General features: G+C 37.6%; 19 protein-coding genes. 6 read left to right on the forward strand and 13 right to left on the reverse strand.

Annotated features, from left to right (window positions below; genetic code table 11):
- Positions 1-240 precede the first annotated feature (240 nt).
- The 5 genes from mbcS to D1839_RS11690 all read right to left on the reverse strand — a co-directional run bounded on the left by mbcS (position 241) and on the right by D1839_RS11690 (position 6,712).
- A complete protein-coding gene (gene mbcS, locus D1839_RS11670; protein WP_120380083.1) occupies positions 241-1,818 on the reverse strand; it encodes an acyl-CoA synthetase MbcS in 1,578 nt (525 codons plus the stop codon).
- Positions 1,819-2,173: 355 nt separating this feature from the next.
- Complete coding sequence (pdaA, locus tag D1839_RS11675; protein WP_120380084.1) at positions 2,174-2,965, reverse strand: delta-lactam-biosynthetic de-N-acetylase; 792 nt, start codon at positions 2,963-2,965, stop codon at positions 2,174-2,176.
- Positions 2,966-3,628: 663 nt separating this feature from the next.
- Positions 3,629-4,936 carry a Na+/H+ antiporter family protein gene (locus D1839_RS11680; RefSeq protein ID WP_120380085.1) on the reverse strand — a complete coding sequence of 436 codons (1,308 nt, stop codon included), beginning with the start codon at positions 4,934-4,936 and terminating at the stop codon, positions 3,629-3,631.
- Between the two features lie 515 nt (positions 4,937-5,451).
- Positions 5,452-6,252: a YfkD famly protein gene (locus tag D1839_RS11685; protein ID WP_120380086.1), complete on the reverse strand. Its 801-nt coding sequence runs from the start codon at positions 6,250-6,252 to the stop codon at positions 5,452-5,454.
- Between the two features lie 67 nt (positions 6,253-6,319).
- Positions 6,320-6,712: an OsmC family protein gene (locus D1839_RS11690; protein WP_120380087.1), complete on the reverse strand. Its 393-nt coding sequence runs from the start codon at positions 6,710-6,712 to the stop codon at positions 6,320-6,322.
- Between the two features lie 442 nt (positions 6,713-7,154).
- Here D1839_RS11690 and D1839_RS11695 point away from each other — a divergent pair, with 442 nt between their 5' ends.
- Positions 7,155-8,330 (forward strand): MFS transporter, encoded by a 1,176-nt coding sequence (locus D1839_RS11695; RefSeq protein WP_120380088.1) that lies wholly within the window; start codon positions 7,155-7,157, stop codon positions 8,328-8,330.
- A 76-nt stretch (positions 8,331-8,406) separates the two neighbouring features.
- Here the strand turns inward: D1839_RS11695 and D1839_RS11700 are convergent, their stop codons facing one another.
- Together D1839_RS11700 and D1839_RS11705 are read right to left on the reverse strand one after the other, a co-directional pair.
- Complete coding sequence (locus D1839_RS11700; protein WP_286168725.1) at positions 8,407-9,105, reverse strand: amino acid ABC transporter permease; 699 nt, start codon at positions 9,103-9,105, stop codon at positions 8,407-8,409.
- 119 nt (positions 9,106-9,224) lie between these two features.
- Positions 9,225-10,103: a transporter substrate-binding domain-containing protein gene (locus tag D1839_RS11705; RefSeq protein ID WP_120380090.1), complete on the reverse strand. Its 879-nt coding sequence runs from the start codon at positions 10,101-10,103 to the stop codon at positions 9,225-9,227.
- Between the two features lie 683 nt (positions 10,104-10,786).
- Between D1839_RS11705 and D1839_RS11710 the strand changes: the two genes are divergently transcribed.
- A complete protein-coding gene (locus tag D1839_RS11710) occupies positions 10,787-12,688 on the forward strand; it encodes a heavy metal translocating P-type ATPase (RefSeq protein WP_120380091.1) in 1,902 nt (633 codons plus the stop codon).
- A gap of 629 nt (positions 12,689-13,317) precedes the next feature.
- On the opposite strand, the gene D1839_RS11715 is transcribed toward D1839_RS11710, so the two are convergent.
- The 3 genes from D1839_RS11715 to D1839_RS11725 form a co-directional block, all read right to left on the reverse strand.
- Complete coding sequence (locus D1839_RS11715) at positions 13,318-14,142, reverse strand: YihY/virulence factor BrkB family protein (RefSeq protein ID WP_120380092.1); 825 nt, start codon at positions 14,140-14,142, stop codon at positions 13,318-13,320.
- Positions 14,143-14,254: 112 nt separating this feature from the next.
- Entirely contained in the window at positions 14,255-14,551 is a 297-nt protein-coding gene (locus D1839_RS11720) for a YtxH domain-containing protein (RefSeq protein WP_120380093.1), read from the reverse strand.
- Positions 14,552-14,563: 12 nt separating this feature from the next.
- Positions 14,564-15,037 (reverse strand): low molecular weight protein-tyrosine-phosphatase, encoded by a 474-nt coding sequence (locus tag D1839_RS11725; RefSeq protein WP_120380094.1) that lies wholly within the window; start codon positions 15,035-15,037, stop codon positions 14,564-14,566.
- A gap of 244 nt (positions 15,038-15,281) precedes the next feature.
- Here D1839_RS11725 and D1839_RS11730 point away from each other — a divergent pair, with 244 nt between their 5' ends.
- Complete coding sequence (locus D1839_RS11730; RefSeq protein WP_120380095.1) at positions 15,282-16,640, forward strand: alanine/glycine:cation symporter family protein; 1,359 nt, start codon at positions 15,282-15,284, stop codon at positions 16,638-16,640.
- A 142-nt stretch (positions 16,641-16,782) separates the two neighbouring features.
- On the opposite strand, the gene D1839_RS11735 is transcribed toward D1839_RS11730, so the two are convergent.
- From D1839_RS11735 to D1839_RS11745, 3 genes are all read right to left on the reverse strand, one after another.
- Positions 16,783-17,778, reverse strand: coding sequence for a glutaminase (locus tag D1839_RS11735; RefSeq protein ID WP_120380096.1), 996 nt, complete (start codon positions 17,776-17,778; stop codon positions 16,783-16,785).
- Between the two features lie 108 nt (positions 17,779-17,886).
- Positions 17,887-18,654: a lysophospholipid acyltransferase family protein gene (locus D1839_RS11740; protein ID WP_120380097.1), complete on the reverse strand. Its 768-nt coding sequence runs from the start codon at positions 18,652-18,654 to the stop codon at positions 17,887-17,889.
- A gap of 689 nt (positions 18,655-19,343) precedes the next feature.
- Positions 19,344-20,186 (reverse strand): CAP domain-containing protein, encoded by an 843-nt coding sequence (locus tag D1839_RS11745; RefSeq protein WP_120380098.1) that lies wholly within the window; start codon positions 20,184-20,186, stop codon positions 19,344-19,346.
- Positions 20,187-20,755: 569 nt separating this feature from the next.
- Here D1839_RS11745 and mreBH point away from each other — a divergent pair.
- From mreBH to D1839_RS11760, 3 genes are all read left to right on the forward strand, one after another.
- Positions 20,756-21,763 (forward strand): rod-share determining protein MreBH, encoded by a 1,008-nt coding sequence (mreBH, locus tag D1839_RS11750; protein WP_120380099.1) that lies wholly within the window; start codon positions 20,756-20,758, stop codon positions 21,761-21,763.
- Positions 21,764-22,841: 1,078 nt separating this feature from the next.
- Complete coding sequence (locus D1839_RS11755; protein WP_120380100.1) at positions 22,842-24,002, forward strand: CaiB/BaiF CoA transferase family protein; 1,161 nt, start codon at positions 22,842-22,844, stop codon at positions 24,000-24,002.
- A 251-nt stretch (positions 24,003-24,253) separates the two neighbouring features.
- Positions 24,254-25,459: an acyl-CoA dehydrogenase family protein gene (locus D1839_RS11760; RefSeq protein ID WP_120380101.1), complete on the forward strand. Its 1,206-nt coding sequence runs from the start codon at positions 24,254-24,256 to the stop codon at positions 25,457-25,459.
- Positions 25,460-25,660: the final 201 nt, after the last annotated feature.

Genomic DNA, 25,660 nt, shown 5'->3' on the forward strand with positions numbered 1-25,660 from the left:
CATTTTTTTTAAAAAAATATCAGCAAATAGCTTATTTTCCTTTTTCTCATATTATAACTAAAATTGTTTTCCATCCAGACTAGGTTTTGAAAATAGAAAGAAAAACCTCCAAATATCTTTTTTGCTAGTGCAGAGAGAGACTTTTCCATCGTATTAAGCTACAGAAACAAGCCATCTTTCATAAAACTATGAAATCATAAAAAGCAGGAGATCCCAAAAGATGGATCCTCCCGCTAGAGATTAACTGCTTTGAATTTTTTCCTTGTTTCGCAATTCCACTCTTCTTGTTTTTCCAGAAGTTGTTTTTGGTAATTCTTCAATAAATTCAATTTTTCGTGGATATTTATAAGGTCCGGTTAACGATTTTACATGGTCTTGCAGTTCTTTGACTAATTGATTATCTGGCTGAAATCCTTCTCGCAGGACAATGAATGCTTTTACAATATTCCCTCGTATTTCATCAGGGCTTGCCACCACAGCACAATCTTGGACTGCTGCATGTCTAATAAGTGCATCCTCTACTTCAAAAGGGCCAATTGTATAACCAGCGCTAATAATAATATCGTCTTTTCTGCCTTCAAACCAGAAATAGCCAGCTTCATCCTTATAAGCCTGATCTCCGGTTATATAATATTCCCCACGCTTAGCCATCTTGGTTCGCTCCATATCTTTAAAGTACTCTGAGAAGAGAGCAGGACTATCTAATTTCACTGCAATATCACCTACTTCATTTGCAGCTAGTGGTTCTCCGTTTTCATCAATAATTTCTACTTCATTCCCTGGAGTTGGTTTCCCCATTGAACCAGGTCTAACTTCCATATTTTTCATAAACCCGAGTAACAATGTATTCTCTGTCTGCCCATAACCATCACGGACAGTAATATCAAAATAACGTTTAAACGTGTTGATCACTTCTACATTTAGCGGCTCTCCTGCTGATACAGCACTATGCAGTGCTGGTAGTTGGTATTCTTGGAGATTATCTACTTTAGCCATCATCCGATACTCTGTTGGTGTGCTGCATAGGACATTAATTTGATAGTCAGCTAATAATTGTAAATACTTTTTAGCACTGAATTTGCCGCTGTAAAAAAATCCCGTTGCACCTGTACCAAGAACAGATAAAAACGGACTCCATACCCACTTCTGCCAACCTGGACCAGCTGTTGCCCATACTCTGTCTCCTTCTTGAATAGCTAACCAATTATATGCTGCCGTTTGTAGATGAGCGTACCCCCATCCGTGACTATGCACGACTCCTTTTGGATTTCCTGTTGTACCAGAAGTATATGGCAAAAACGCAATATCATCTCTTTTAGTTGCAACGATATCTAATTGGTCACTTTCTTCTTCCATTACTTCATCTAAAAAGATCCAGCCTTCCATAGAATTACCAATGGAAAATTTATATAAATGATTATATTCGTCAATGCCGTTGAACTGATTTGCAAATGAATAATAGCTAACAACGCCATTTACCTCTCCATGGGTTATACGGTATTGCAAATCTTTTGTTTTTAGCATTTCAGAACTTGGGATAATAATAATCCCTGTCTTTAAGGCAGCTAAATAAACTTCATATGCTTTAAAAGAACGTGGCACCATAATTAACATCTTATCGCCTTTTTTTAACCCCGCTCTTAGGAAAACGTTGCCAATTTTACTTGCCTGCTCCACTAATTCCTTGTATGTAAGCTGATACGTTTCCCCAAGGTGGTTTTCCATAATCAGAGCTACCTGATTCTTCTTATTGGCGTGGCGCTCCATTTCCATAGCGATATTGTAATTTTTTGGAGCAATTAATGCTTCTCTTTTCATAAAACCCAACTCCTTGTTCGTTTATTTTTAATCATATCAAAAATTAAGAAAATTTTAAATAACAACTTATAAACGAGTAAATAAAGTGGATCTTCCATAAGTGAAGTTTCGGTTTTCATTCATCCATCCCAGCTTGTTAGTACCGTAATGGTATGACCTAAAGACCTGAACGAAATAAGGCATTTAGGTGCTGTTAGCTCTCACTTAGACTTTGTCGCAATACAGATTATCCTACTCCTCTTACAGCAACTTATATACGAAATAATACCCGTATAACCAAAAAGACCCCCAGTCTTTATCTCTGAAGGTCTAGTATTACTTTACCTGTGTTCATTTGTATAAAAAGCGTTCTCAACTAAAGGTCATATATGGCTTTAGGTAGCTTACTTTTTAACACTAGGTCATCTAAGCTTTTAAACGTATAACCTTGACTCTTTAGCTCCTGGATCATTTTTTCTAGTGCCTTGGCATTGTCCGATGAAACAGTGTGTAACAAGATAATCGCTCCTGGATGGATTTGCTCTTTTACCTGTTCAAAAGCATACTGCCAGCCTTTTTGTTTACTTGTCTCCCAATCCTTAAACGCAAGCGACCAAAACACGTGAATATAGCCTAATTCGCTTGCCCATTTTAATGTATCCGTACTAAACATCCCTCTTGGCGGACGCAAGTATTTCATCTCTTTTTGGTCTGTTATGGCTGCAACTGCTTCCTCCAATGACTCTAGTTCCTTTTGGATGCTCTCCTTACTCATAATCGTAAAATCTGGATGATGATAGGAGTGATTCCCGACAATATGTCCTTCGTTCACCATACGTTTCACTAGATCTGGTTCACTTTTCACATAGTGCCCTGTTACAAAAAAAGTGGCTGGAACGTGATGCTTTTTCAATATATCAAGAATATCTGAAGTATGCCCTTGTTCGTAACCATTGTCGAACGTTACATATACATTTTTTTCTCCTGAGTCATCGGCATAATAAGCGTTGTACTTTTCAAGCACATCTGCATATTTTCCAATATCAGGGAGTTTATGTTCTTTATTTTTGCTATAACCCCATCCATAGCCAGATACTGCAGCAGCCGATAAGGGGGTGCATAGAATAGCCAATAAAGCGATGACTGCATAAATAGGAAGTCTTCTCATTGATGATCACCTCTTTTTTTGGTCTTACTATGCTCCGTTTTCAGATGTTTTATTCTCATTGACGGTACATCGATTTTATGCATGGAGAATGTTACAAGCTAACCACTTCGCTTAAAATTCTTCCTGCTACATTATAATACTGTTAATGAATACTCCCGCGCTTGTTGCTACCACCATTTGCCCAGCGGAGTAAAATCATCGTTAACCCCTTAGAAAAACTTGGCTTGTCGCCAAATCTTATGACAGAAGCCTTTGTTTTTCTTATACTATAAACCAAAAATTATTATACTTTCCTATAGTGAAACAAAGGCGCAGAGCGCCCGTTTAGCAACGTAGCGTCTGGAGGGAATCAACTAAAGTTTTAGGAATCATGCCACAAAACCAGGAGTATGCCGACGTCGGCGGCAAGCCCGTTTTTAGTCGGCCTTCCTCTTAACTACGAACCGATGATGATTTATCGTAGGGCAATGGAGTGAAGTCGCCTAATTGCTGGGCGCTTAAGCCGGATGTGGCTATTCCATTACTTCATTATCCCAAAGTCACTAATTTTCATACTATCTTACCTAGTAAAAAAATCCCTTCTATATATTGGAAGTATGAACGAGAAGAAACATGACGACTACTTCTTACTATTGGAAAATTAGCGCACGATACAAGTTTATCTTACAGGATGATTGCTGCCACCCAACCAAAGATAAATAATGGTATATTATAGTGTATAAACGTAGGTACTACAGTATCCCAAATGTGGTGATGCTTTCCGTCAGCATTCAGACCTGAGGTTGGCCCTAATGTACTGTCAGAAGCTGGTGAACCTGCATCGCCAAGCGCACCTGCCGTTCCAATTAAAGCAGCTGTCGCTAACGGCGAAAAACCAGCAGCTAAACAAATAGGCACATATAGTGCTGCTAATATCGGTATAGTACCAAAAGAAGAGCCAATACCAATTGTTACTACAAGACCCACAAACAAGAGTATTAAAGCAATCAAAGCTTTATTTTGACCTAAAAATCCCGATGACATTTCTACAAGTGCTTCTACAGAACCAGTTTCTGTTAATACATTCCCAAATCCTGAAGCAACAAGCATGACAAAGGCAATCGTTCCCATCATTCCAATACCCTCACTTATGACCTGATCTGCTTTATGAAATGGAATTACCACAAAAGCAAACATGAGCACAAGCCCTGTAAGAGCGCCAATAATTAAATTCTCAGTTAAGATTTGAGCAGCCAATGCTCCCGCTACAGCTAGGAGCGTTAGCAAATGTTGTTTGCTAAAACGAACGGATTTTTCTTCGATTTCTGATGCCTCGTTTTCCTTTATATTATTATCAGCTACCACTCGATCCTTACGGTAGCTGATAAAAACAGCTATCAGCAAACCTACAATCATCCCGGAGCCTGGAATTAGCATAGCTAATACTGATTCGTTGACGGTTATATTCGTACCGTTTTGATTCATACTCTTGACAATCGTCTCATGAAAAATCAGACCAAATCCTGCAGGTATCAATATATAGGGGGCTTTCAGACCAAATGTTAGAGCGGTTGCTACTGCCCTCCGATCTATACGCATTTTATTAAATAATGGCAATAGGGGTGGAATTAATATTGGAATAAAAGCAATATGGACAGGAATCACGTTTTGTGAAAGTGATGCAACTGCCGCAATCACAAGTAAAAGCATTGTTTTTTTGCCTGTTAACACGCGAATAAGATAGGTAACCAATAATGATGTAATCCCTGTATAGCTAATTGTTATAGCAAAAGCACCCAATAAAATATAGCTCAATGCGGTATTTGCTCCACCGCCCATTCCGCTTACTAAAAGTTCTATTGCTTCTTTTATATTCAATCCAGACATGATGCCTGCACTAACTGCTGCTGCAATAATAGCTATAATTACATTTACACGTAATAAACTTAAAACTGTAAGTATAAGAACAGATATAAGAACGACCCATTCCATTTCCTTCCCCACTTCCCTCTTTCTTTATTACTTCATTATGATAAAGTAATAAAGTGAAAAAATCAACCTTATTTACCATTTCCAATATATTCGGTCATTTTTTATTAAGCTACATTTATTGTTGTAAGATATGGAAATAAGGAATATTATGGGGCTAAATAGTAAAATGAGAGGAACCTTCATACATCGGACTTCTTCCTCTTTGCGATAAACCGATGGTGACTTATCGGAGGGCGCGTTTCTAAAGTCGCATCGTTGCTAGGCTCATGCGCCGGACGTGGCTTCAGTTATTTCGTTATCTCCAAGCGCCTAAATTTATATTTGCTTATACTAGAAACCAAAAAAATCTTGTACTTCCCTATAGTGCAAGCTAAAAAGCTATCGGGAAAACCGACAGCTTTATTGTGTACATGTGTAAAATATACAAAGCTAACGTAACCATTCCCTAGCGGTTCGGGGAACTAAATTGGAAGTACTTTAAAATCCAATTCAATGAACAAGTTCTCATACCAAAACTATTTTAATTGGTAAGAAAATGAGACATGATCTTGAATCGGAATCCAAGCTCCTATTCCTTGTTTAGTGACATTTTTTACGGCAATGGATTTTTTGGAGCCCTTTAATTTCACATACACTTCACCAAAAGTAACTTGTCCCTTTTCATTTACTGCAGGCGCATAGGATTGCAGCAATCCATACTTATCATCTGGAACTCTGTACGTATTATCTTTCTTCGTATTTTTCCCAATGACCGTCTTATAGGACAGAGGAAGCTTGGTTTTTTCTTTTGCTTTTAACAGCATCATCTTTTTTACATCTGCCGGATTAGTAATTTTGTTCGTGAGCGCCCCTTTAATTTCCTTTTGTTCTTGTTGTACATAATTTATCTCCTGGGGTTCTAACGCCCCTGTGTTATTTAGTTCATTTTTATTTACTTGCTGATACTCCCAATTAATGGTCGTTTCTAGAGACTCATAATTCAACGGCCAACGTCCTAAATAAACCATTCCTCGATATCCAAATGCGACCGGTGAAGGATTCAAACTAGTCTCATTTAACATTTTAATTAAAACTGGATTTTCAATTTTAATATCTAACCCATCCATCAATTCCTTTGTCAATTCACTCGGCTCAATCACTTCCTCGTCCTCTGTTGAGTTGGGAAAAGTGTTATCTTTTGAAATATTTAGTACATGGCTTGGTATATCAAAAGCGTTCTTTTTCTTTTCTTTAGCGATCATATTGGTTGGCCAAAAAGCAGCTACTAATAAAGCAATACAAAGAAGTAGTAGAGAATAATGTTTCCGTCTATTCATATGTCATACCCTTTCTTTTTTCTTTAGTGTTTTTCTGACATATGAATTTTATACCCCTGCTGATAAATCATCTGCTTAAGTCAATGGTCTCTATCTTCTCTACAATTTCAATACTGTCTTCTACCGACCGTACCATGGAACAGTTTTTCCGTGCTACATGTAGGTTTTTGTATAATTTATCATCATCTAAACGACTTCCTTTAATGATAAACGTAAGCACTATCTTTTCGATGCGATTTGCCTCTGCTTTATTTCTCTCTATTTCTGCATTTATTTGCATGTCTTGAATGTCTATCCGTTGCTTTTGAAGAATTTTCCGAAACACGGATCCGCTACAGCTTGCAATGGAAGCAACCATCAACTGGTATGGACGAAAGCCAAATTCCTCATCTCCTGAAATTTCCAGCTGTCCAAAGTCTAATTTTGTTCTAAACCCATGTTCTTTTAAATGTAATTTCATTATTTATTCCCCTCCCATTTATTTTTAATTAACCTTCCTACTTTTATCATAAACGATATCGCTACTTTATTCACAATAATTGACCTTTACATAAATTATTAGTAAATTGTTTCTAAGTTTATCCAAATACTCATATGCTATTAGACCCATTTCAATCCAATTACTAAGTTGATGTGTTTTAACATGTTACCATTACTCTTACAGCAAAAGTATTTTTATAGAGGCTAAGACATAACGAAAATATTAATTCTAAATGCGAATGAAGCGTTATTTAGCTTCGATATGTAGACTCCAGTGGGGAGGAACGAAAAACAGGAGGTTGATCGAACCTCGACGTGACAGGTGCAAACGGTTGAATCCTCTCCGTAACACTCCATTGAATAAGCAAGGTTATACAATATGCTACACAGAAAAGCTAGCGTTGCTAAGAAAGGAGAACATCATGCAAATCACAAATTTTCGTTTCTGGATATTAATTGCGCTTGTTTTTATATCAGGTTTTTCTCAGGGAATGTTGCTTCCTTTACTTTCCATCATATTAGAACAAAATGGTATTGCTTCTTCCATTAATGGTTTACACGCCACCGGTTTGTATATTGGAGTTTTAATAGCCTCTCCGTTTATGGAAAAGCCGATGCGAAAATTTGGCTTTAAGCCAATTATCTTTATCGGTGGTCTACTGGTCATTCTATCACTGGCTATATTTCCCGTATGGGAGTCTTTATGGTTTTGGTTTATTCTGCGTTTAACGATAGGCATCGGTGACCAAATGCTACATTTTGGAACACAAACTTGGATTACTGTAACAGCTACAGCAGAAACAAGAGGACGCACCATTGCCCTTTATGGCTTATCATTCGGAGCAGGCTTTGCGTTAGGACCGTTAATGACAAGACTTCTCTCCATTCATCAATCCGTTCCTTTTCTCGCTTCTGCTGTTCTAAGTTTATTGGTGTGGTCATTATTATTGTTGCTTCGTAATCAATGGCCTGAGCACTCTGTAGACCCTGTATATCCGACGAGTTCCATACAACGTTTTAAACAAACCATTAAAATAGCTTGGGTTGCCATGTTACCAGGTTTTGGATATGGCTTTTTAGAAGCCTCCTTACATAGTATTTTTCCCATCTATGGATTACGGATTGGTCATCATGTAGATACTCTATCCCTTATCATTCCTTGTTTTGCTGCAGGAAGTTTGATTACACAATTTCCACTGGGTGCATTAAGTGATAAATTCGGGAGAAAATCAATACTCATTACGGTTTTATTGCTCGGCTCTTTATGCTTTCTGTTTGCTGCAATATGGGAGGATTCTATCGTCGCTTTGTTTATCCTGTTTACATTGGCAGGAATGTGTGTAGGTTCCTTATTCTCCTTGGGAATCTCATACATGACAGATATGTTGCCAGAAAACTTACTTCCAGCGGGAAATTTAATGGTTGGAATCATGTTCAGTGTTGGTAGCATTAGTGGGCCTTTTATCGGTGGGTATTTTATTGACGTTTTCCAAGGTGTGTCATTTTTTTATTTTATCACTTCTATCCTTATATTGATTATAGTAGCTATGCTATTTAAGAGAACGCAGCAAGAACAAATGGGTGACTTTAATTTATAATCGTACGTAATCTGACAGAATAAACAGTGAAAATATCCTGTCAGATTACTATTATAGCTAAAGAATAAATCAACCTTCAGGCCATTTCATGCACAATAAACTTACTATAATGCGCTTCTAAACGTTCTTGTATAAAAGCAATGACAATACAAATTGGCCAATAAATAAGAGCTACAAGAATATACATAGTCATTGCATCAAACTCTCTTCCTGCAACAATCTGTGTTTTTTGGAAAAGCTCCGGTACAGTAATAACTGCTGCCAAAGAGGTAGCCTTTACTAAATCCATAAAAACATTCGTCAATGGAGGGATGGCCATTCTGATAGCTTGTGGCAAAATCACTTTTCGCAATGTCTGCCAGTAGGTTAAATTTAATGCTTTAGCAGACTCCCATTGTCCTTTATCAATACTGTTTAACGAAGCTCGGTCAATTTCTGCAATGTAAGCCGCACTATTGAGACCAAACCCTAAACACGCTGCCATTAATGCCGTTAATTTAATACCAATAACAGGAAGTCCAAAGTAAAGAATAAATAAAAAAACAAGCATCGGCGTTCCACGCATAAACGATATGTACAGTCTAGCTGGCAACTTTAGAAAAGGATAATTGGAGTTTCGGGCTAGAGCAAGTAATAGACCTAAAACGAGCCCAATCAACATACCAATAATTGACACAAGCAATGTCATTGGTAAGCCACTTAATACAAATGGAAGATTTTCTCCTGCTAATTGAACATCAAATATTTCATTCAAATTAATTCCTTGAATAGGCAATATACTCCCTCCGATCATGTATTCAACAAACCACCCACAGGATTTCCCATGGATGGTTTTCAATGCATGTAGCTCGTCTAATCAGTTTCGTCTACTTCTCGAATGGTTGAATTAAATTGTTATAAATCTAATCCATCGATTGGTTTGATATCACCTTTAGGCTTTTGAGAAGCATCTTCTTGATAGAATTTGGTGGCTAATTCTGTTAACGTCCTATCTTCTCGCATCTCGCTCAAAGTATGATTGATTTTTTCTGTAAGTGTATCTGCTCCTTGTGGAATCACAACTGCCTGTTCTGTAGGATGGAATTTCAAGTTAGGATGAAGATGAATATCAAACTCCGGAAAACCTGCTACACCAAATTTAGATAGATAGTAATCATTCACAATAACATCTGTTCGTCCATTATGAACATCACGTAAATACGCTTCATTAGGCGCATTTCCATACGTAACGACTTCTGCGCCAAAATGTTCCGCGATTTGACTGTAAATGGTTGTCGCTCCTCCACCAGCTTTTTTTCCTTTTAAATCTTCAAGAGATTCAATACCAGAATTATCATCTTTTCGTACTACCATCGTAGAATAGGAATATTTGTACGGTTCACTAAAGTTAAATGACTCTTTTCGCTTGTCTGTTGCTTCTATATCATTAGCAGCGACATCAATTCTTCCACTTTTTATTGCTGGTAACATGCTATCAATCCCCATAATTTCAAATGAAATATCGAGATCGAGTCGTTTAGCAACTTCTCGCATTACTTCTACATCATAACCAGTAAGCTGGTCTTCACTTTTTTTATCTCCATCGTAATAGGATGCTGCAATAAGTGTGCCGGAGGTTCCAACAACAAGCTCCCCTTTATCTTTTATCTCTTGCCATTTTTCATCTGTTTCTTTTTGTTTCTCCTTACTGTTATCATCATTGACGCCACTGGAACAAGCGCTTAATAATACTATTGAAACAATAAATATGAAAGCTATTCTTAGATATTTCATAGCCATTCCCCTATCTGTTATATTTATAATTACATATCGGATTGTAACAGAATGCAAGGATAAAATAAAGTGAAACTTCAATCATTGGTGCTTATTCTTTACGTCACCACATGATGATTGCTCCACACGGCAATGACTTAAAGGACTTGAAATAAAATCGGTCATTTGCTTGCAAGTGTATCTCCTGTCCCCCTATACTCCATCTCGCAAGCTTGAACTGGGGAACCTGCTACATTGAAGCTACGAACCGATGTTGCTGACTTATCATAGTTGATTTCATGAAGTCACCAAGTCGCTAGGCGATGGAGCCAGACGTGGCTATTCGGTTATTTCCTTATCCAAAAGCACCTCGGTTTATACTTTCTTATCTTCAAAAACACCAGCAATCTTCTTACTCTATTTTAATTATAAAATTTTTATATAATAATTCATATCTTTTAATATTAATTATTAATATATAGTTATCAAACAATAAATCATGTAAAATTCAAAAATCAGTAACATTTTCGCTGTTTTCGCATATATTTAACATAAAAAAAGCCTTTTTGCCTTCTTTTCATGATAAAATAAGAAAGCTCCACACTTTCATCTTGACATCATTTTATAAAATGATAATATAATAATAAATACCATTTAATAATTATTTTAAAAATAAAAGAGAATAATGATTGGAGAGACGGAACATGTCAACTAAAACTCGCTCGCCGCACCCCTCTAATACAATTCAAAAAATTTCTGAACACAAAGAACTTATTGCAGCTTTATTTAGCGGTTTTTTAATCGCAATCGCTTGGTTGTTGGAAGCTTATCTCTCACAGTCACTTTGGGTGATTCTCCATTTGATTGCATTTATAATTGGGGGCTATGCAAAAGCAAAAGAAGGCATTACAGAAACGATTCGTAATAAAGACTTAAATGTGGAGATGCTAATGATCTTCGCTGCTATTGGTGCTGCAGCTATCGGTTATTGGACAGAGGGAGCAATTCTAATCTTTATTTTTGCTTTGTCCGGTGCACTTGAAACATATACAATGAATAAAAGTAACAAAGAAATCTCTTCGCTCATGAAATTACAGCCTGAAGAAGCATGGAGAATAGAGGGAGAGGAAAAAGAGATTGTCCCTGTTTCCTCTTTGCAAATAGATGATATTATTTATGTACGAGCAGGAGAGCGTATTCCAGCAGATGGAAAGATTGATCGCGGGGAAACGTCGATTGATGAAAGTGCTATTACCGGTGAATCTATTCCAGTTAGAAAAACGGAAAATGAGGAAGTGCTCGCAGGCACAGTGGCGTTAGATGGTTCCATATATATTCGAATTACGAAACCAGCAGACCAAACCTTATTTCAACAAATCATTCAAATGATCCAATCCGCTCAAGAGGAAAAGTCCCCTTCACAATTATTTATTGAAAAATTTGAAGGATCCTATGTCAAAATTGTCTTAATCGTTGTCTTTTTTATGATGTTCATTCCATATTTCTTATTTGACTGGACAATTCAGGATAGTATCTATCGAGCTATGATTCTATTAGTTGTCGCTTCTCCATGTGCCCTTGTTGCATCTATTATGCCGGCAACCCTATCTGCTATTTCAAAAAGCGCTAGATCAGGTGTGCTATTTAAAGGTGGCGTACATATTGAGAATATCGGACATATTCAGGCGATCGCCTTCGATAAAACAGGTACGTTAACCAAAGGAAAGCCCGAAGTGACCGATTTCCACATCCATCCAGATTATACGAAAGAGGAAATACTTCCAATCGCAATGGCCATGGAGCAGGATTCAACTCACCCTCTTGCTCATGCAATTGTTACCTTTTGTCAACAGCATAAGATGGATGGTCTTCCGGAAGAAGACATTCATGTATCCGTATCGACTTTAGCTGGGAATGGCATTTCAGCCATTATCCAAAATGTAACATGGGTGATTGGTAAACCAGACTATATTGGTTTTGAAGCTTATTTCGAACTTACAACCAAGCGACTTGCCGCTGAAGGAAAAACGATTGTATATGTTAAAAAAGGCGACCAAGTCGTGGCTTTATTTGCGCTCAAAGATACTGTAAGAAACGACAGTATTCAAGCTATCAAACTTTTAAAACAACAAGGTATCCATACGGTGATGCTAACAGGAGACCATGAGCTTACAGCAAAAGCGATCGCTGATGAAGCAGGTATTGATGCATATGTAGCGAATTGTCTACCTCATGAAAAGGTAGAGGAAATCAAGAAATTGAAAGAAGTTTACCAACACGTCGCAATGGTTGGCGATGGTATTAATGATGGTCCTGCATTAGCAACCGCTAATATCGGCATCGCTATGGGAGAAGGGACAGATGTCGCCTTAGAGACCGCAGATGTAGTACTCATGAAAAATAATCTTAGCAGAATTACCAATGCGATTCATACTTCGAAAAAAATGAATCGAATTGTAAAGCAAAATATATTCTTTTCTCTCGCCGTCATTGCTGTACTTATCGCATCCAACTTCTTACAAGTCCTTGACATGCCATTAGGCGTTATAGGGCATGAAGGCAGTACTATTTTGGTTATTTTAAATGGTTTAAGATTGTTAAAATAATCCTATAACATATGCCTTAGAGATAGATGGTTTCCCTAGGGCATATGTTTACATTAAAGTATCACTTCTCCTCGATCGTTTACCACCTTCGTACTAGCATATTCAAAATTATTATCTTCGTGACCCATCCGCACCCGTTATTTCGTTTATATTTTGTTCTATTACACCTTGATATTCCTAATTATTTTTTCTTTACTGTTTGTTTATTTTTTCACCCATTTCACCTTTTATTTTGTTCATGCTCGTATTGTACTTCAGTATGTCCAATAATTGCTGTTTTTGCCGTCAACTTTAAAGTATCATGACAGGAGGAAAAACGAACTCTTTTTGTGGTACAGAAAATTCCCCTGCTATACTGTTGGAAGCCAGTCGGCAAAAGTTTTTTGAAATACGGAAAATGATGATAGTCAAATTCGTGATAAAGCTATCAGGATTTGAAAAATTCAGGAGTGCTTGAATGTAAGAAAAAAGTTAGTTGCTAAGTTATGGAGCCCACAAAGCAACTGACTTTTTTACACTAGGAAAGTATAAGATGTTTTGGTTTATAGTATAAGAAAGTATAAAATGAAGTGCTTGGGGGAGAAAAAAATACGAGCTACGTTCTGCGCATGAGCCCAGCAACTAGATTACTATTTCATCAGCTTATTTTTTCTGATAACAGCATTGATTAAGCCCCCGGTAAGAATAATAATTCCTGATAAATAAAACCAAATCATTAGTGCAATTACAGTACCAAGGCTCCCATACGTTGCTGAATAATTCCCAATATTGCTTACATAATATGAAAACCCAAGTGAGACTAACTGCCATGCTATTGTCGCAAATAAAGCTCCAGCGGCAGCATTTTTTAAGTAAATGCGTTTATTTGGGGCAAGCGTATATAACGCAAGAAAAACAATAAAGAAAACGATCGAAGAAACAACCCAACGTAAAGCTTCCCAAACAGAAATAAATCCTTCTGATAAACCAACAAATGAAAATAAATAAGTTCCTAACAACTTCCCAAAAATCGGTAATAATAACGCAATAATAATAATCGCCATCATCGCTATTGTAAGCACAATAGCGATGAGCCTTGATATAATGAAAGAACGGTTTTCGTCAACTTCATAAGCATAATTAAAGCCACGCATTAACGCATTTACTCCGTTTGATGCTGCCCATAATGTAGCTATAATACCAAATGAAAGCAATCCACCATTTCTTTGGCTAATCAAATTCGTAACATTTGTCGAAATAAGTTCCACAATCTGAGGTGGAGCGTAGGAGGAAATAATGTCCAACACAGCTAACTCATCCATTGGTAAATATCCAACAAGCGTCACTAAAAATAACAGAAAAGGAAACAGTGATAACAGAAAGAAAAAAGCCAGTTGAGCAGCCAAGCCAAACAGATCTATGTCTATCATTCGTTGGTAGACCTGCTTTCCAAATAAAATAATTTTATTTACCATTGTCCTACTCCCAAACTTGTCCCCTCATGTTTAATAAGCCCTTATTAAACAACGGTTAATGTCTTTATAACCACTTTTCATTCTTGAATCGTTCATGCCTTTTATAGCTAGTCTATTCTATTCGATTCATCTGGTGCTTATTCGTAATTTTATCAAGTGTTGTTTCCGCTTGATCTAAGACATTTATCGTACTTTCTGCGCCTTTGGCGAAAGCTTGATTAAATGTATCAAAGGCAGTCCGCACCTTGCGGATAGCTTCAGAAGGATTTTTAATTAAGTAGCTTGCTCCAGACCTAGCCGATGTAACCTTTTCTTTAGCATAGGTTCTTGTTTCCTTATCTAACAAGCTCATCAATCCCCCTGCTGTTGCTCCAATTACTATACCCGTAACTAATTTTCTTTTTCCCATCATTTTCGCTCCTTACACTATAGAATGTGTTTGTTTTAAATACTGCAAAAGTTGGTAGCATCCTTCTGATACCAACTCATATGTATAAGCAAAATCACCTGTAAAATAAGGGTCAGGGACATTTGCTTCTTTAGCTCCTTCTACAAAATCCATCAATTTTGCTATCCGAATTGTTTCGTCTTCACCAAACATTTGTAATACATCTTGTTTATTTTGCTCATCCATGGCAATTATATAATCAACTTTCCCTTTTTCGTGTGGAGTTATTTGCCGCGCTTTCAAGCCATCCGTTGGCACATTGTGTTTTTTTAAAATCGCTATTGTTTCTTCATGAGGCGGATTTCCTATATGCCAACTACCGGTTCCAGCAGAATCCACTTCTATTTTATCTGTGAGTTTCTCTTTTTTTAATAAATGAGCAAAGATCGCTTCAGCCATTGGCGAACGACAAATATTACCAAGACAGACAAAAATAACCCGGATCATTCAACCACCCACTTTTTTTTACAAATTGTTCTATTCTATTATAAGCAACTTCACTCCTAACAGCAAAAGTTTCTATTAAATTCACCTCCTCAACACATCCAAAATTTACCATAAAGTCAATTTAACGTGATTTTATGCTGAATTACAACTTTATTATTAGGAAAAAGGAAAAATTTGCTCTTGACATATAACGCTATTTTTCGGAATAATTTTTTTACACACGAAAAGGAGGAAAGAATGGATAATGGACATTATTCAACAAATTAGTCATTTTGTTTGGGGTCCGCCCACTTTAGTGCTCATAATCGGGACAGGGTTATTTCTCACTATTCGGTTAGGCTTTTTCCAGTTTCGAACCCTACCCTATGCGCTGAAATTAACTTTTAGCCCTAGTAGACAGGATACAAAATCTAAAGGCGATATTAGTCATTATCAAGCATTAACAACTGCAATGGCCGCCACAATTGGTACCGGTAATATTGTTGGCGTGGCAACAGCTATTGTACTTGGTGGACCTGGTGCCGTATTCTGGATGTGGGCATCAGCGTTATTTGGGATGGCGACAAAATATGCTGAAGCGGTCCTTGCAGTGAAATATCGAGTTGAAGATAGCAAGGGACAAATGTCTGGTGGACCTATGTATTATTTAGAAAAAGGGTTACATGCAAAATGGCTCGGAGTTATTTTTGCTATCTTTGGTTCGATAGCTGCGTTTGGTATTGGCAACATGGTGCAATCAAAAGCAGTTTCTGATGCTCTCGCCAATACATTTCAAGTTCCACCTCTAGCGACTGGAATAACGTTAACCTTATTAGTCGGTTTAGTTATTGTTGGGGGCATTAAGGGGATCGGGCGCATTACAGCACTTTTAGTACCGTTTATGGCATTATTTTATGTGATTGGTGGTTCCATTATCGTCTTCATGAATCTGGATATCGTACCAGATGTTTTTGAGCTTATTTTTACCGATGCGTTCTCAGGAAGTGCATTGGGGGGAGGCGTTCTAGGAACCGTTATTCGCTACGGGGTAGCTCGGGGTGTATTTTCAAATGAAGCTGGTTTAGGCTCAGCACCTATTGCAGCAGCTGCTGCTAGAACGGATTACCCCGGTCGACAAGCTCTCGTATCTATGACCCAAGTATTTTTTGATACGATTATCGTCTGCACCATTACTGCAATTACCATTATTATGGCTGATATGTACCAAAGAGGACTTTCCGGTGGCGATTTAACAACAGCTTCTTTCTCTGCCTTCCTTGGTGACGCAGGCGCATATATTGTTACTATCGGGATTATCTTATTCGCATTTTCAACTATTATCGGCTGGTCTTATTACGGTGAGAAATGCTTCTCCTACTTATTTAGTAATAAAGCTGTTCCTTATTATCGTGTTGCTTTCGTCTTAGCCCTATTATATGGATCCATGGAGAAGCTAGATATCGTTTGGGGTATATCAGATATTATGAACGCTTTAATGGCTTTACCTAACTTAATTGGTTTATTAGGTCTGTCCGGCGTTGTCGTTTATGAAACGAAAAAATTCCTTAAAGTAGCTAAAGAAGAAACAGAACAGGCGAAAGCTGAAACAAGGATATTAAAATAAAGTAAACTACTAGTTCGCAAAAGCACTTATGATAAGCGGACTTCCCACAACAGATAAAAACGCTTAAATGACTTTCTTGCCATCCAAGCGTTTTTATCAATGTGATGTATACTTGTTTGGACCAGAGGTATCCAAGATACTGCTAAAAAATACTTAAATCCCACTTTGTTGCAATATGCTTCAGCAATTTAATACCTGCTATACTATTTCCTTTATCATCCAAAGCAGGTCCATATACGCCAATTCCACACCCTTCAACAAACGGAAGCACTTCATCTCGTACTCTCGGAGGAGCAGTGGCAATTATTCCGCCTGAAACACCACTTTTCGCTGGGATACCGACGTATGCAGCGAACTTACCTGAAGCATCATACATGCCGCAAGTTAACATTAAAGCTTTCGCAAGACGAACCACATTTCTCGGAATAATTTCTTCATTTGTATGTGGATTCATCCCGTCATTAGCTAAAACTAATCCAAGCTTAGCTAAATCTTCTGTAGTTACCTCTATGGAGCATTGTTTAAAATACGTCTCCAGTGTTAATTCTAGCTCTGACTCCAAATAGCCCAGTTCTACAAGATAATATCCAATAGCCCGATTTCTTACTGATGTTTCCCTTTCAGATACATACACATCCTTATTTATATGTGGACGATAACCAAGGATTTTCGTAAACAATTCAAAAAGAGGTTCAAGTTTTTCTGAAGAGTTTTTTCCATTCAATAGCGACGTAACCGTTATCGCGCCAGCATTAATAAACGGATTAAACGGTTTTTTTATTTTACGCATCTCCAAATGCATAATGGAGTTAAATGCCTCTCCTGTGGGCTCAACATCCACGCGATCAAGAACATAGGCAACTCCTCTTTCTATACAAGCAACGATGAAACTAAATATCTTGGAAATACTTTGAATTGTAAACGGAATTCCAACGTCTCCTGAATGAACTGTCATACCATTTTTCCCGATAATGGAAATCCCTAGATGATTTGGATTAGCTTGCTTTAAAACTGGAATATATGAAGCTACTTTACCTTGTGCCGTCTCTTTTTTATAAAATTTCACCCAGTCATCAACGTAGGATTGCAACCATTCTTTGGTAATTTCTGTATTCCAATTCACCGTACCTTGCACCATATTATCACCTCAATTATAGTATGTCTCGGAAATTAAAACTAAAAACGTGAAATAGGGAACGTTGGCTCATTTAGCTCTTCTCCGTTTACACGGTCCCTGCTATCTATCCTACCTAGGAGACAGTAATTGCTCTGCCTTTTTCTTATGCTTTTCCTTAGTCTGTTTCAATCCATTTGTCTTTAGTTGCAGCCTAATCATTTCTTCCACTTTTGCCGCAATTTCATTACTGCTCATCGACATATATTCTCCTGGATAGATAGCATCTTTAATCGTTAAACGAACAGATGAAGACCTTACCTTTCCATCCGTTTCTTCAAGCATTCGATAGGTCCCGTCTATAGCAACAGGAACAATAGGTACATTTGCTTTGATCGCTAAACGAAAGCTCCCTGATTTAAAAGCATTCATTTGCTTGCCTCTGCTTCTTGTTCCCTCAGGAAAAATAACGATCGAATGCCCTGTTTTCAAATAATCAATTCCTTGACCAATAGCACGGACAGATTGCCGACGATCTTTTCGGTCAATAAACACACAACGAACAAGTTCCATCCAAGACGAAATAATGGGTAGCTTTTTAATTTCTTGCTTAGCTATAAAGCCGACTGGTTTTCCCAAATAGCCAAGCAATACTAATATATCAAATAAACCTTGATGATTCGCTACAAATAAAGCAGGACCTTCTGGCAACTTGTCTTGTCCCTCTACTTCAATAGTACTTCCTGTTCGTTGAAACACCTTTCTAGAGACAATGCTTGGTTGAACGAAAATCTCTTCTTTGGAAAGCTGATGTTGCAATTTCTTTGTTTTTTGCAATTTCAAAAACGTACCGAGAACAAGTAACCCGGCATATATGTATATTCCTATCGTTCGAATCATTTAAATTGATCTCCTTTCACCACAGGCTATTATACCTTTGTATACAGATAAACAGCAAGGTAAAGGAACAGAGCTCTACTGGTAATTGCATTGTTTTACAAAAAGCATTCACTTTAGAAAAGTTTCGAAATAGCACCATTATATTTTCCAATGATTTAAACCTATATCCTCCCTAACAGCGTGTAATCTCCGAATGTTTCCACGAGAACAAAGGCGTAGAGCACCCGTTTAGCAACGTAGCAACTGGAACGAATCAACGAAAGATAAAGTGAACCTTCCATCAGCGGGGTTTTCTTCATCCCCGCAGATAGTAGCCCAAGGGTATGACCTAAAGGCCTTTTACGAAATAGGTGATTTAGGTGCTGTTACCTCCCGCTTCGACTTGTTCCGCTCACATCTTCCATTCTTGAAACGGGAGTCTACAACGTCTTTTTACGGGATAAATGAATCATGCCACTAAAACTAGGCTATACCGACGTCTGGACAGCAAGCTCGTTTTTAGTCGGACTTCCTCTTTGTGACGAACCGATGAGGCCTTATCGGAGGACGATGACGCTGGACGTGACTAGTCGGTTATTATCGCTATCCACAAGCACCTCATTTATAATTTCCTACTACAATAAAAAAAAGCTTGCAGGAAATCATACAGTTTCTCTACAAGCTGAAAATCGAGGGATTGTTTTTAAATTCTATTTACCAATAAACTGTTGCGTCCAATGGTTGCCTTGTTGAACATAACCGACGCCGATATGTGTAAATTTAGCATTCATAATGTTTTCACGGTGTCCTTGGCTGTTCATCCATGCATTGACTACTTCTTGTGGGCTGCGTTGTCCCTTAGCGATATTCTCTCCTGCTGTAGAATAACTAATGCCGTATTTCTTCATCATATCAAATGGAGAACCATATGTTGGACTGTTGTGCGCAAAGTATCCATTTGTTGCCATATCTCTTGATTTTTCACGTGCTACCTTACTAAGCTCTGTATCTACTTTTAAAGCTGGAAGGCCTTGTTTTGCTCTTTCTTGATTCGTTAAATCAACTACTTCCTGCTCAAATTGACTTAATTCACTCTTATCAGCTTGAGTAGATTCTTGTTTTTTCTGCTCTTGAACTTTTTGCTCGTTTGTATTTTCTTGTGGTACTGATTGTTTTGCAGCAGGTTTTTGTTCATTTGGAGTTTGTTCTGTTTGCTTTGGTTGTTCTGCTGGTTGATTAGCTTCAGGACGTTCTGTTTTTTGTTTGTCTGCTGGTTGTGTTTGTTCTTCCTGCTTATTGCCTTGTTTTTGTTTCTGCACATGGTTCCAATCTATCTTTTGTCCATAACAATTTCTGTTTTTCATATGTTTTTGAAGCATACTATTTATATTATCTTCAGAAACGTTTTGCCAATTACCGTTAATAGAATAATAGACTTTATATTTCTGACCACTTGATGGTTCTTTTGCGACAGTATCTGCTGAAGCTGACAATGCTCCTCCAAAAAGTAAAGCTGATGATAGTGCTGTTACTACAGCTACCTTTTTAAACATGTTGATCTACACTCCCTTTGGTTTTGTTTTGTGCAAATTCATCATAGCATGGAATTTTTGTAATAATTGTGGCATCAATTTCCATGCCCAGACAAACAAACTGTTCTAAAAAAGCAAGCCTTAAAATAAAAGGAGCGGATAATTTCCCACAGACATAAACAATGGAAAAACTTCAATCTAAAGGTAAAAATTTCATGAAATTTAGGATTGACAACCTTAAAATATAGACATATTGTTACAATTTCTGACTTTTTGTAACCAAATTGTTACGCTTATCTTCACCCTGAATTTTGTAAACTATAGTATAATAGATATTTAAACACTAGTGAAAGTGGACCTTGCACAGCTATTGATCTGCTAAACGAACATATTATAAATAAAGTCTCTTTATAATACGTTCGAAAAATACGTCGATGAAACTCGTTCCATCATTTTTTCAATCTATTTGGACGACAAAATCTAACAATTTAAAACTACCATAAACTAACACTTGTCCAGCAACCCCCTAAAATGCTAAAAATAAAGAGAATGCTATAAAAGGAAAAATGTATTCATTGGAGGATTCAATTATGTTTTCTACTGCAGAAGTTGGAATTGATCTTGGAACTGCAAACATTTTAATATACACAAAGTCAAAAGGAATCGTATTAAATGAGCCATCCGTTGTTGCTATTGATGTTAACACAAAACAGGTAGTAGCTGTGGGAGCAGAGGCGAAAGAAATGGTAGGAAAAACACCACAAAATATCATCCCCATTCGTCCGCTAAAAGATGGTGTTATTGCCGATTATGACGTTACAGCGCAAATGTTAAAAGCATTTCTGAAAAAAGTAAGTAAACAAATTGGTATGTCCATGCGTAAGCCTGTAGTTGTCGTCTGTACACCATCAGGTAGTACTACTGTAGAACGAAGAGCAATTCATAATGCTGTATCAAGTTATGGTGCGAAACAGGTACACTTAATCGAAGAGCCAATTGCTGCTGCTATTGGAGCTGATTTACCTGTTGATGAGCCAGTGGCTAATGTGATCGTTGATATTGGCGGAGGTACTTCTGAAGTTGGCATTATTTCTTTCGGCGGGGTTGTCTCCTGTAATTCTGTACGTGTGGGCGGTGACAAAATGGATGAAGAAATTATTCATCATATCCGCAAAAACTATAACGTCCTTATTGGTGAGCGTACCGCAGAAAATATAAAAATGGTAATTGGTTATGCGCATCCGAATCATAAAGAAGAATCGATGGAAATTCGTGGTCGTGATATGGTTACTGGTTTACCAAAAACCATCACGATAACTTCAAAGGAAATTCACCTTGCGTTAAAAGAGTCGTTAGAGCAAGTGTTAGAAGCCATTCGTTTGACCTTAGAAAATTGCCCACCTGAATTAAGTGGTGATATTGTGGATCACGGTATAGTACTTACAGGAGGAGGAGCTTTGCTTCACGGTATGAAGGAATGGTTATCACATGAATTGATTGTACCTGTTCATCTTGCTCCTAATCCTTTAGAGTCTGTAGCAATTGGAACAGGTCGCTCATTAAAAATGATCCATAAACTGCAAAAAGCTGCAAAATAATGCATCTAGTATTCTGCATACATAGCAGCAGAATAGACGAGTATAAAATGGATCCTCCATCAGTGGAGGTTTTCATTCATCCCCCACGGCTTGTTAGTACTTGTAATGGTACCTAAAGTCTTATGAACAGGCGCTGTTATCTCCCACTTTCAGGTACAGATTATCCTGCACCTGAAAGTGGGAATCTTACAGCACTTTATATATGGGATGAACTTCACTTTCTTATTAGGTAAACACACCCTGCTCAGAGGGAATCTTTAAGTATGGTAAACTATTATCCTGCATACTTACAATGGAACGATAAAAATAAAACCTTAATTTATGATCGTTGCGTATACCTATTCCGGTTATTTTCTCACTATACACTCCATGGTTTATAATAATTCCAAAGTAACCGTTTACAATCTCAACAATTCATTGTATACTGAAAAATAAGAAATCATTACATTCCTATCAAATGTTTACCTATCAGTTTACTGCCTAATCTGTTCACAGCTCCATTCCAGAGTTGTTACAACAGGTAAAAGCCAGTTCATGTTTAAATTGCACTAACCTGTAATTTAACTTTGAATTGGCTTTTTTACGTTTATTTTTTTTCTTCCCAATATAAAAGGCACCATAGTTGTCTTTTTATGCTATAAGGCGAAGCTTAGAAGATAAATGGATGTTAATTGTAAGTGCAAGTCCTAGGTTCTATTCAGAAGTCTTTCGTTCACACTCTTGCGACAAGAACTATCTTTGGAGGTGAACAAAGGCGCGGGGCGCCCGTTTAACAACGTAGCGAGTGGAACGAAGCAACTGAGGTAAAGGAATCATGGTGAGGCACGAACCAATGATGCATCGTAGGGCATATTTCTAAAATCGCATCGTTGCTGGGCTCATACGAAGGACGTGGCTACTCAGTTATTTCGTTATCCACAAGCACCTCATTTTATACTTTCTTATCTTATAAAAAAAGAGCCTGTTAATTGAAATTTACTTTATGCTTTATCGAATGGTAGGAAGCTTTAACGTATTTGTAGCAGGAGAAAACAAGAGCTTTTAACAAGATACTCTAACTAAGCAAAGGAGGAAAAGCATGGCGAAAACCCTGGAAAATATTCGAATCCTTGATTTGTCCAGAGTATTAGCCGGTCCATACTGTACGATGATTCTGGGTGATTTAGGAGCAGAAATAATTAAAGTTGAAGCACCTGGTGGAAGTGATGAAACCCGAAAATGGGGGCCACCATTTCAAAATGGGGTTAGTGCATACTATCTATGCACCAATCGAAATAAAAAAAGCATTACCATTGACCTCAAATCCGAAGAAGGGGTTAACACAATAAAGCAGCTGGTAAAGGATAGCGATGTCATCATTAACAATTTTCGTACTGGGACAATGGAGCGATTTGGGTTAGATTATGAAACGCTGTGCAAAATTAACCCTAAGTTAATTTATTGTTCGATTACTGGATTCGGTGAAACAGGTCCGTATAAAGATATGCCAGGTTATGATTTTATCATTCAAGCTATGAGTGGATTGATGAGTATAACAGGAGATGGACAGACAGGACCACAAAAAATGGGTGTTGCTATAACGGATGTCTTAACTGGTATGTATGCATGTATTGGCATTCAAGCCGCTTTATTAGAAAGATCTATTTCACAGCAAGGGCAAAAATTAGATATTGCGTTATACGATGTAGCTGTTAGTGCACTCGTAAATGTTGGAAGTAATTATTTCATGTCAGGAGAAATACCATCTCAGCTTGGTAATCAACACGCGAACATCGTCCCTTATCAGACTTTTCTAACAAAGGATGGACAAATGGTCATTGCCGCTGGGAATGATCGGCAATTTGAAGCCTTATGTAACATTGCTGGCGAACCGTCTTTAAAAGATAATCCTAAATTTAAAACAAATCCTGATCGGGTAGCACATCGAAAAGAATTAGTACCACGGCTGCAGCAATTGTTTTTACAACAGCCGACTGCCTACTGGATGGAGAAATGCAAACAGCAATCCATCCCATGTGGCCCGATCCACAATATTGCCGAGGTAGTAGCTGACCCTCAGCTAGCTGCAAGAGAAATGTTCGTCCAGATGTCTCATCCAACTGCAGGTGAAATTAATATGATTGGAAGCCCGTTAAAACTATCACGCACCCCTGTTTCTTATCGTCATCATCCGCCAAATGCAGGTGAACACAATCAATTTATTATAGATTCGTATAGAAATAACTCACTTAAAAAATAACATCGGCTGAAAAACCGGATAAAACCCATAGGATGAATGGAAACTTTCACTCATTCCTCATTGATTGCTAGTATTCTAAGGGATATCCTACGCAATAGAATCGTGTGGGGCAGGACCTATACTTAAAACTAAGTACAACAAAATCCTTATCCTAAAAAAGAATGTTATAAAAACTTATATAAAAAATATAATTCATCTGAAAAGTGAAAAGTGAAGTAATGATTTCTTTTATTAAAAGGAGCTGTCTATTTATGAATTTTGAGTTTACAGAAGAGCAGAACATGTTACGCAACACTGTTCGTCAGTTTACAGATAACGAGATTATGCCTTACATTTCGGAGTGGGATCGAAAAGGAAAATTCGATCCAGCTATTATAAAGAAGCTAGCCGATTTAGGATTAATGGGGGTATGTATTCCAGAAGAATATGGTGGAAGTGGCATGGATTATAATTCGCTTGCCATTGTTTGTGAGGAATTGGAACGAGGAGACACTGCTTTCCGTACTGCTGTTTCTGTCCATACTGGATTAAACAGTATGACTTTATTGCAATGGGCAAATGAAGCCCAGAAGCAGAAATACCTCGTCCCGCAAGCAAGAGGAGAAAAAATAGGTGCATTTGGATTAACAGAGCCTGGTGCTGGATCAGACGTAGCTGCGATGGAATCAACTGCTTACCGGCAAGGTGACTATTATATTTTAAATGGACAAAAAACTTGGATTTCCTTATGCGATACAGCGGACAATTTTATCGTGTTCGCCTACACAAAAGATCGCTCGAAAAAGCATAAAGGAATTTCTGCCTTTATTGTAGAAAGAAAATGGGAAGGTTTCTCTTCTAAAGCGATTAAAGGAAAACTGGGAATTCGATCAGGCAATACTGGAGAAATTTTTTTTGACCATATTAAAGTCCCAAAGGAAAATTTACTTGGTGAAGAAGGAGAAGGCTTTAAAATTGCTATGTCTGCTTTAGATAATGGCAGATTTACCGTCGCCGCTGGTGCTGTTGGACAGATTATGGCCTGCTTGGAAGCAAGTATATCCTATTGTCATGAACGATCAACCTTCGGCAAAGAGATTGGTAAACACCAACTTGTCCAACAAATGCTCGCTAATATGGAAGCAGGCTTACAAATGAGTCGCCTACTCGTTTACAAGGCAGGTGAATTGAAAAATGCCGGCAAGCGAAACACTCGAGAAACCTCACTAGCTAAATGGCAAGCTTGTGACTTTGCAAATAAAGCCGCTGATGATGCCGTGCAAATTCATGGTGCTTATGGATTCTCTGATGAATACCCTGTAGAACGTTATTTGCGTAACTCAAAAGCGCCAGTCATATACGAAGGAACAAGAGAAATTCACACCATTATGCAAGCAGATTATGTACTTGGTTACCGAAAAGATAAACCTCTCCATAAAATGCTACCACCTTGGGAAGAAAATGTTCATATAAAGTAACGGTTTCATATATTAGCTTTTTTCCATATATATAGGAACGAACCAGTTAGTTATTATAGTTAATTACTTAAACCATATATATATCAAATGATTTTTAAAAGCTGATCTAAAACGCAGCTTTCCTACCGTAATGGTGGTAAATAACTACACTAACGGAGTTCCATAACTCCTATTTCCTGTTTGAAATCGTTAGCAACCTTC

Source organism: Roseburia sp. 1XD42-34 (genome assembly GCF_009917385.1).
Taxonomy (GTDB): domain Bacteria; phylum Bacillota; class Bacilli; order Bacillales; family Amphibacillaceae; genus Virgibacillus.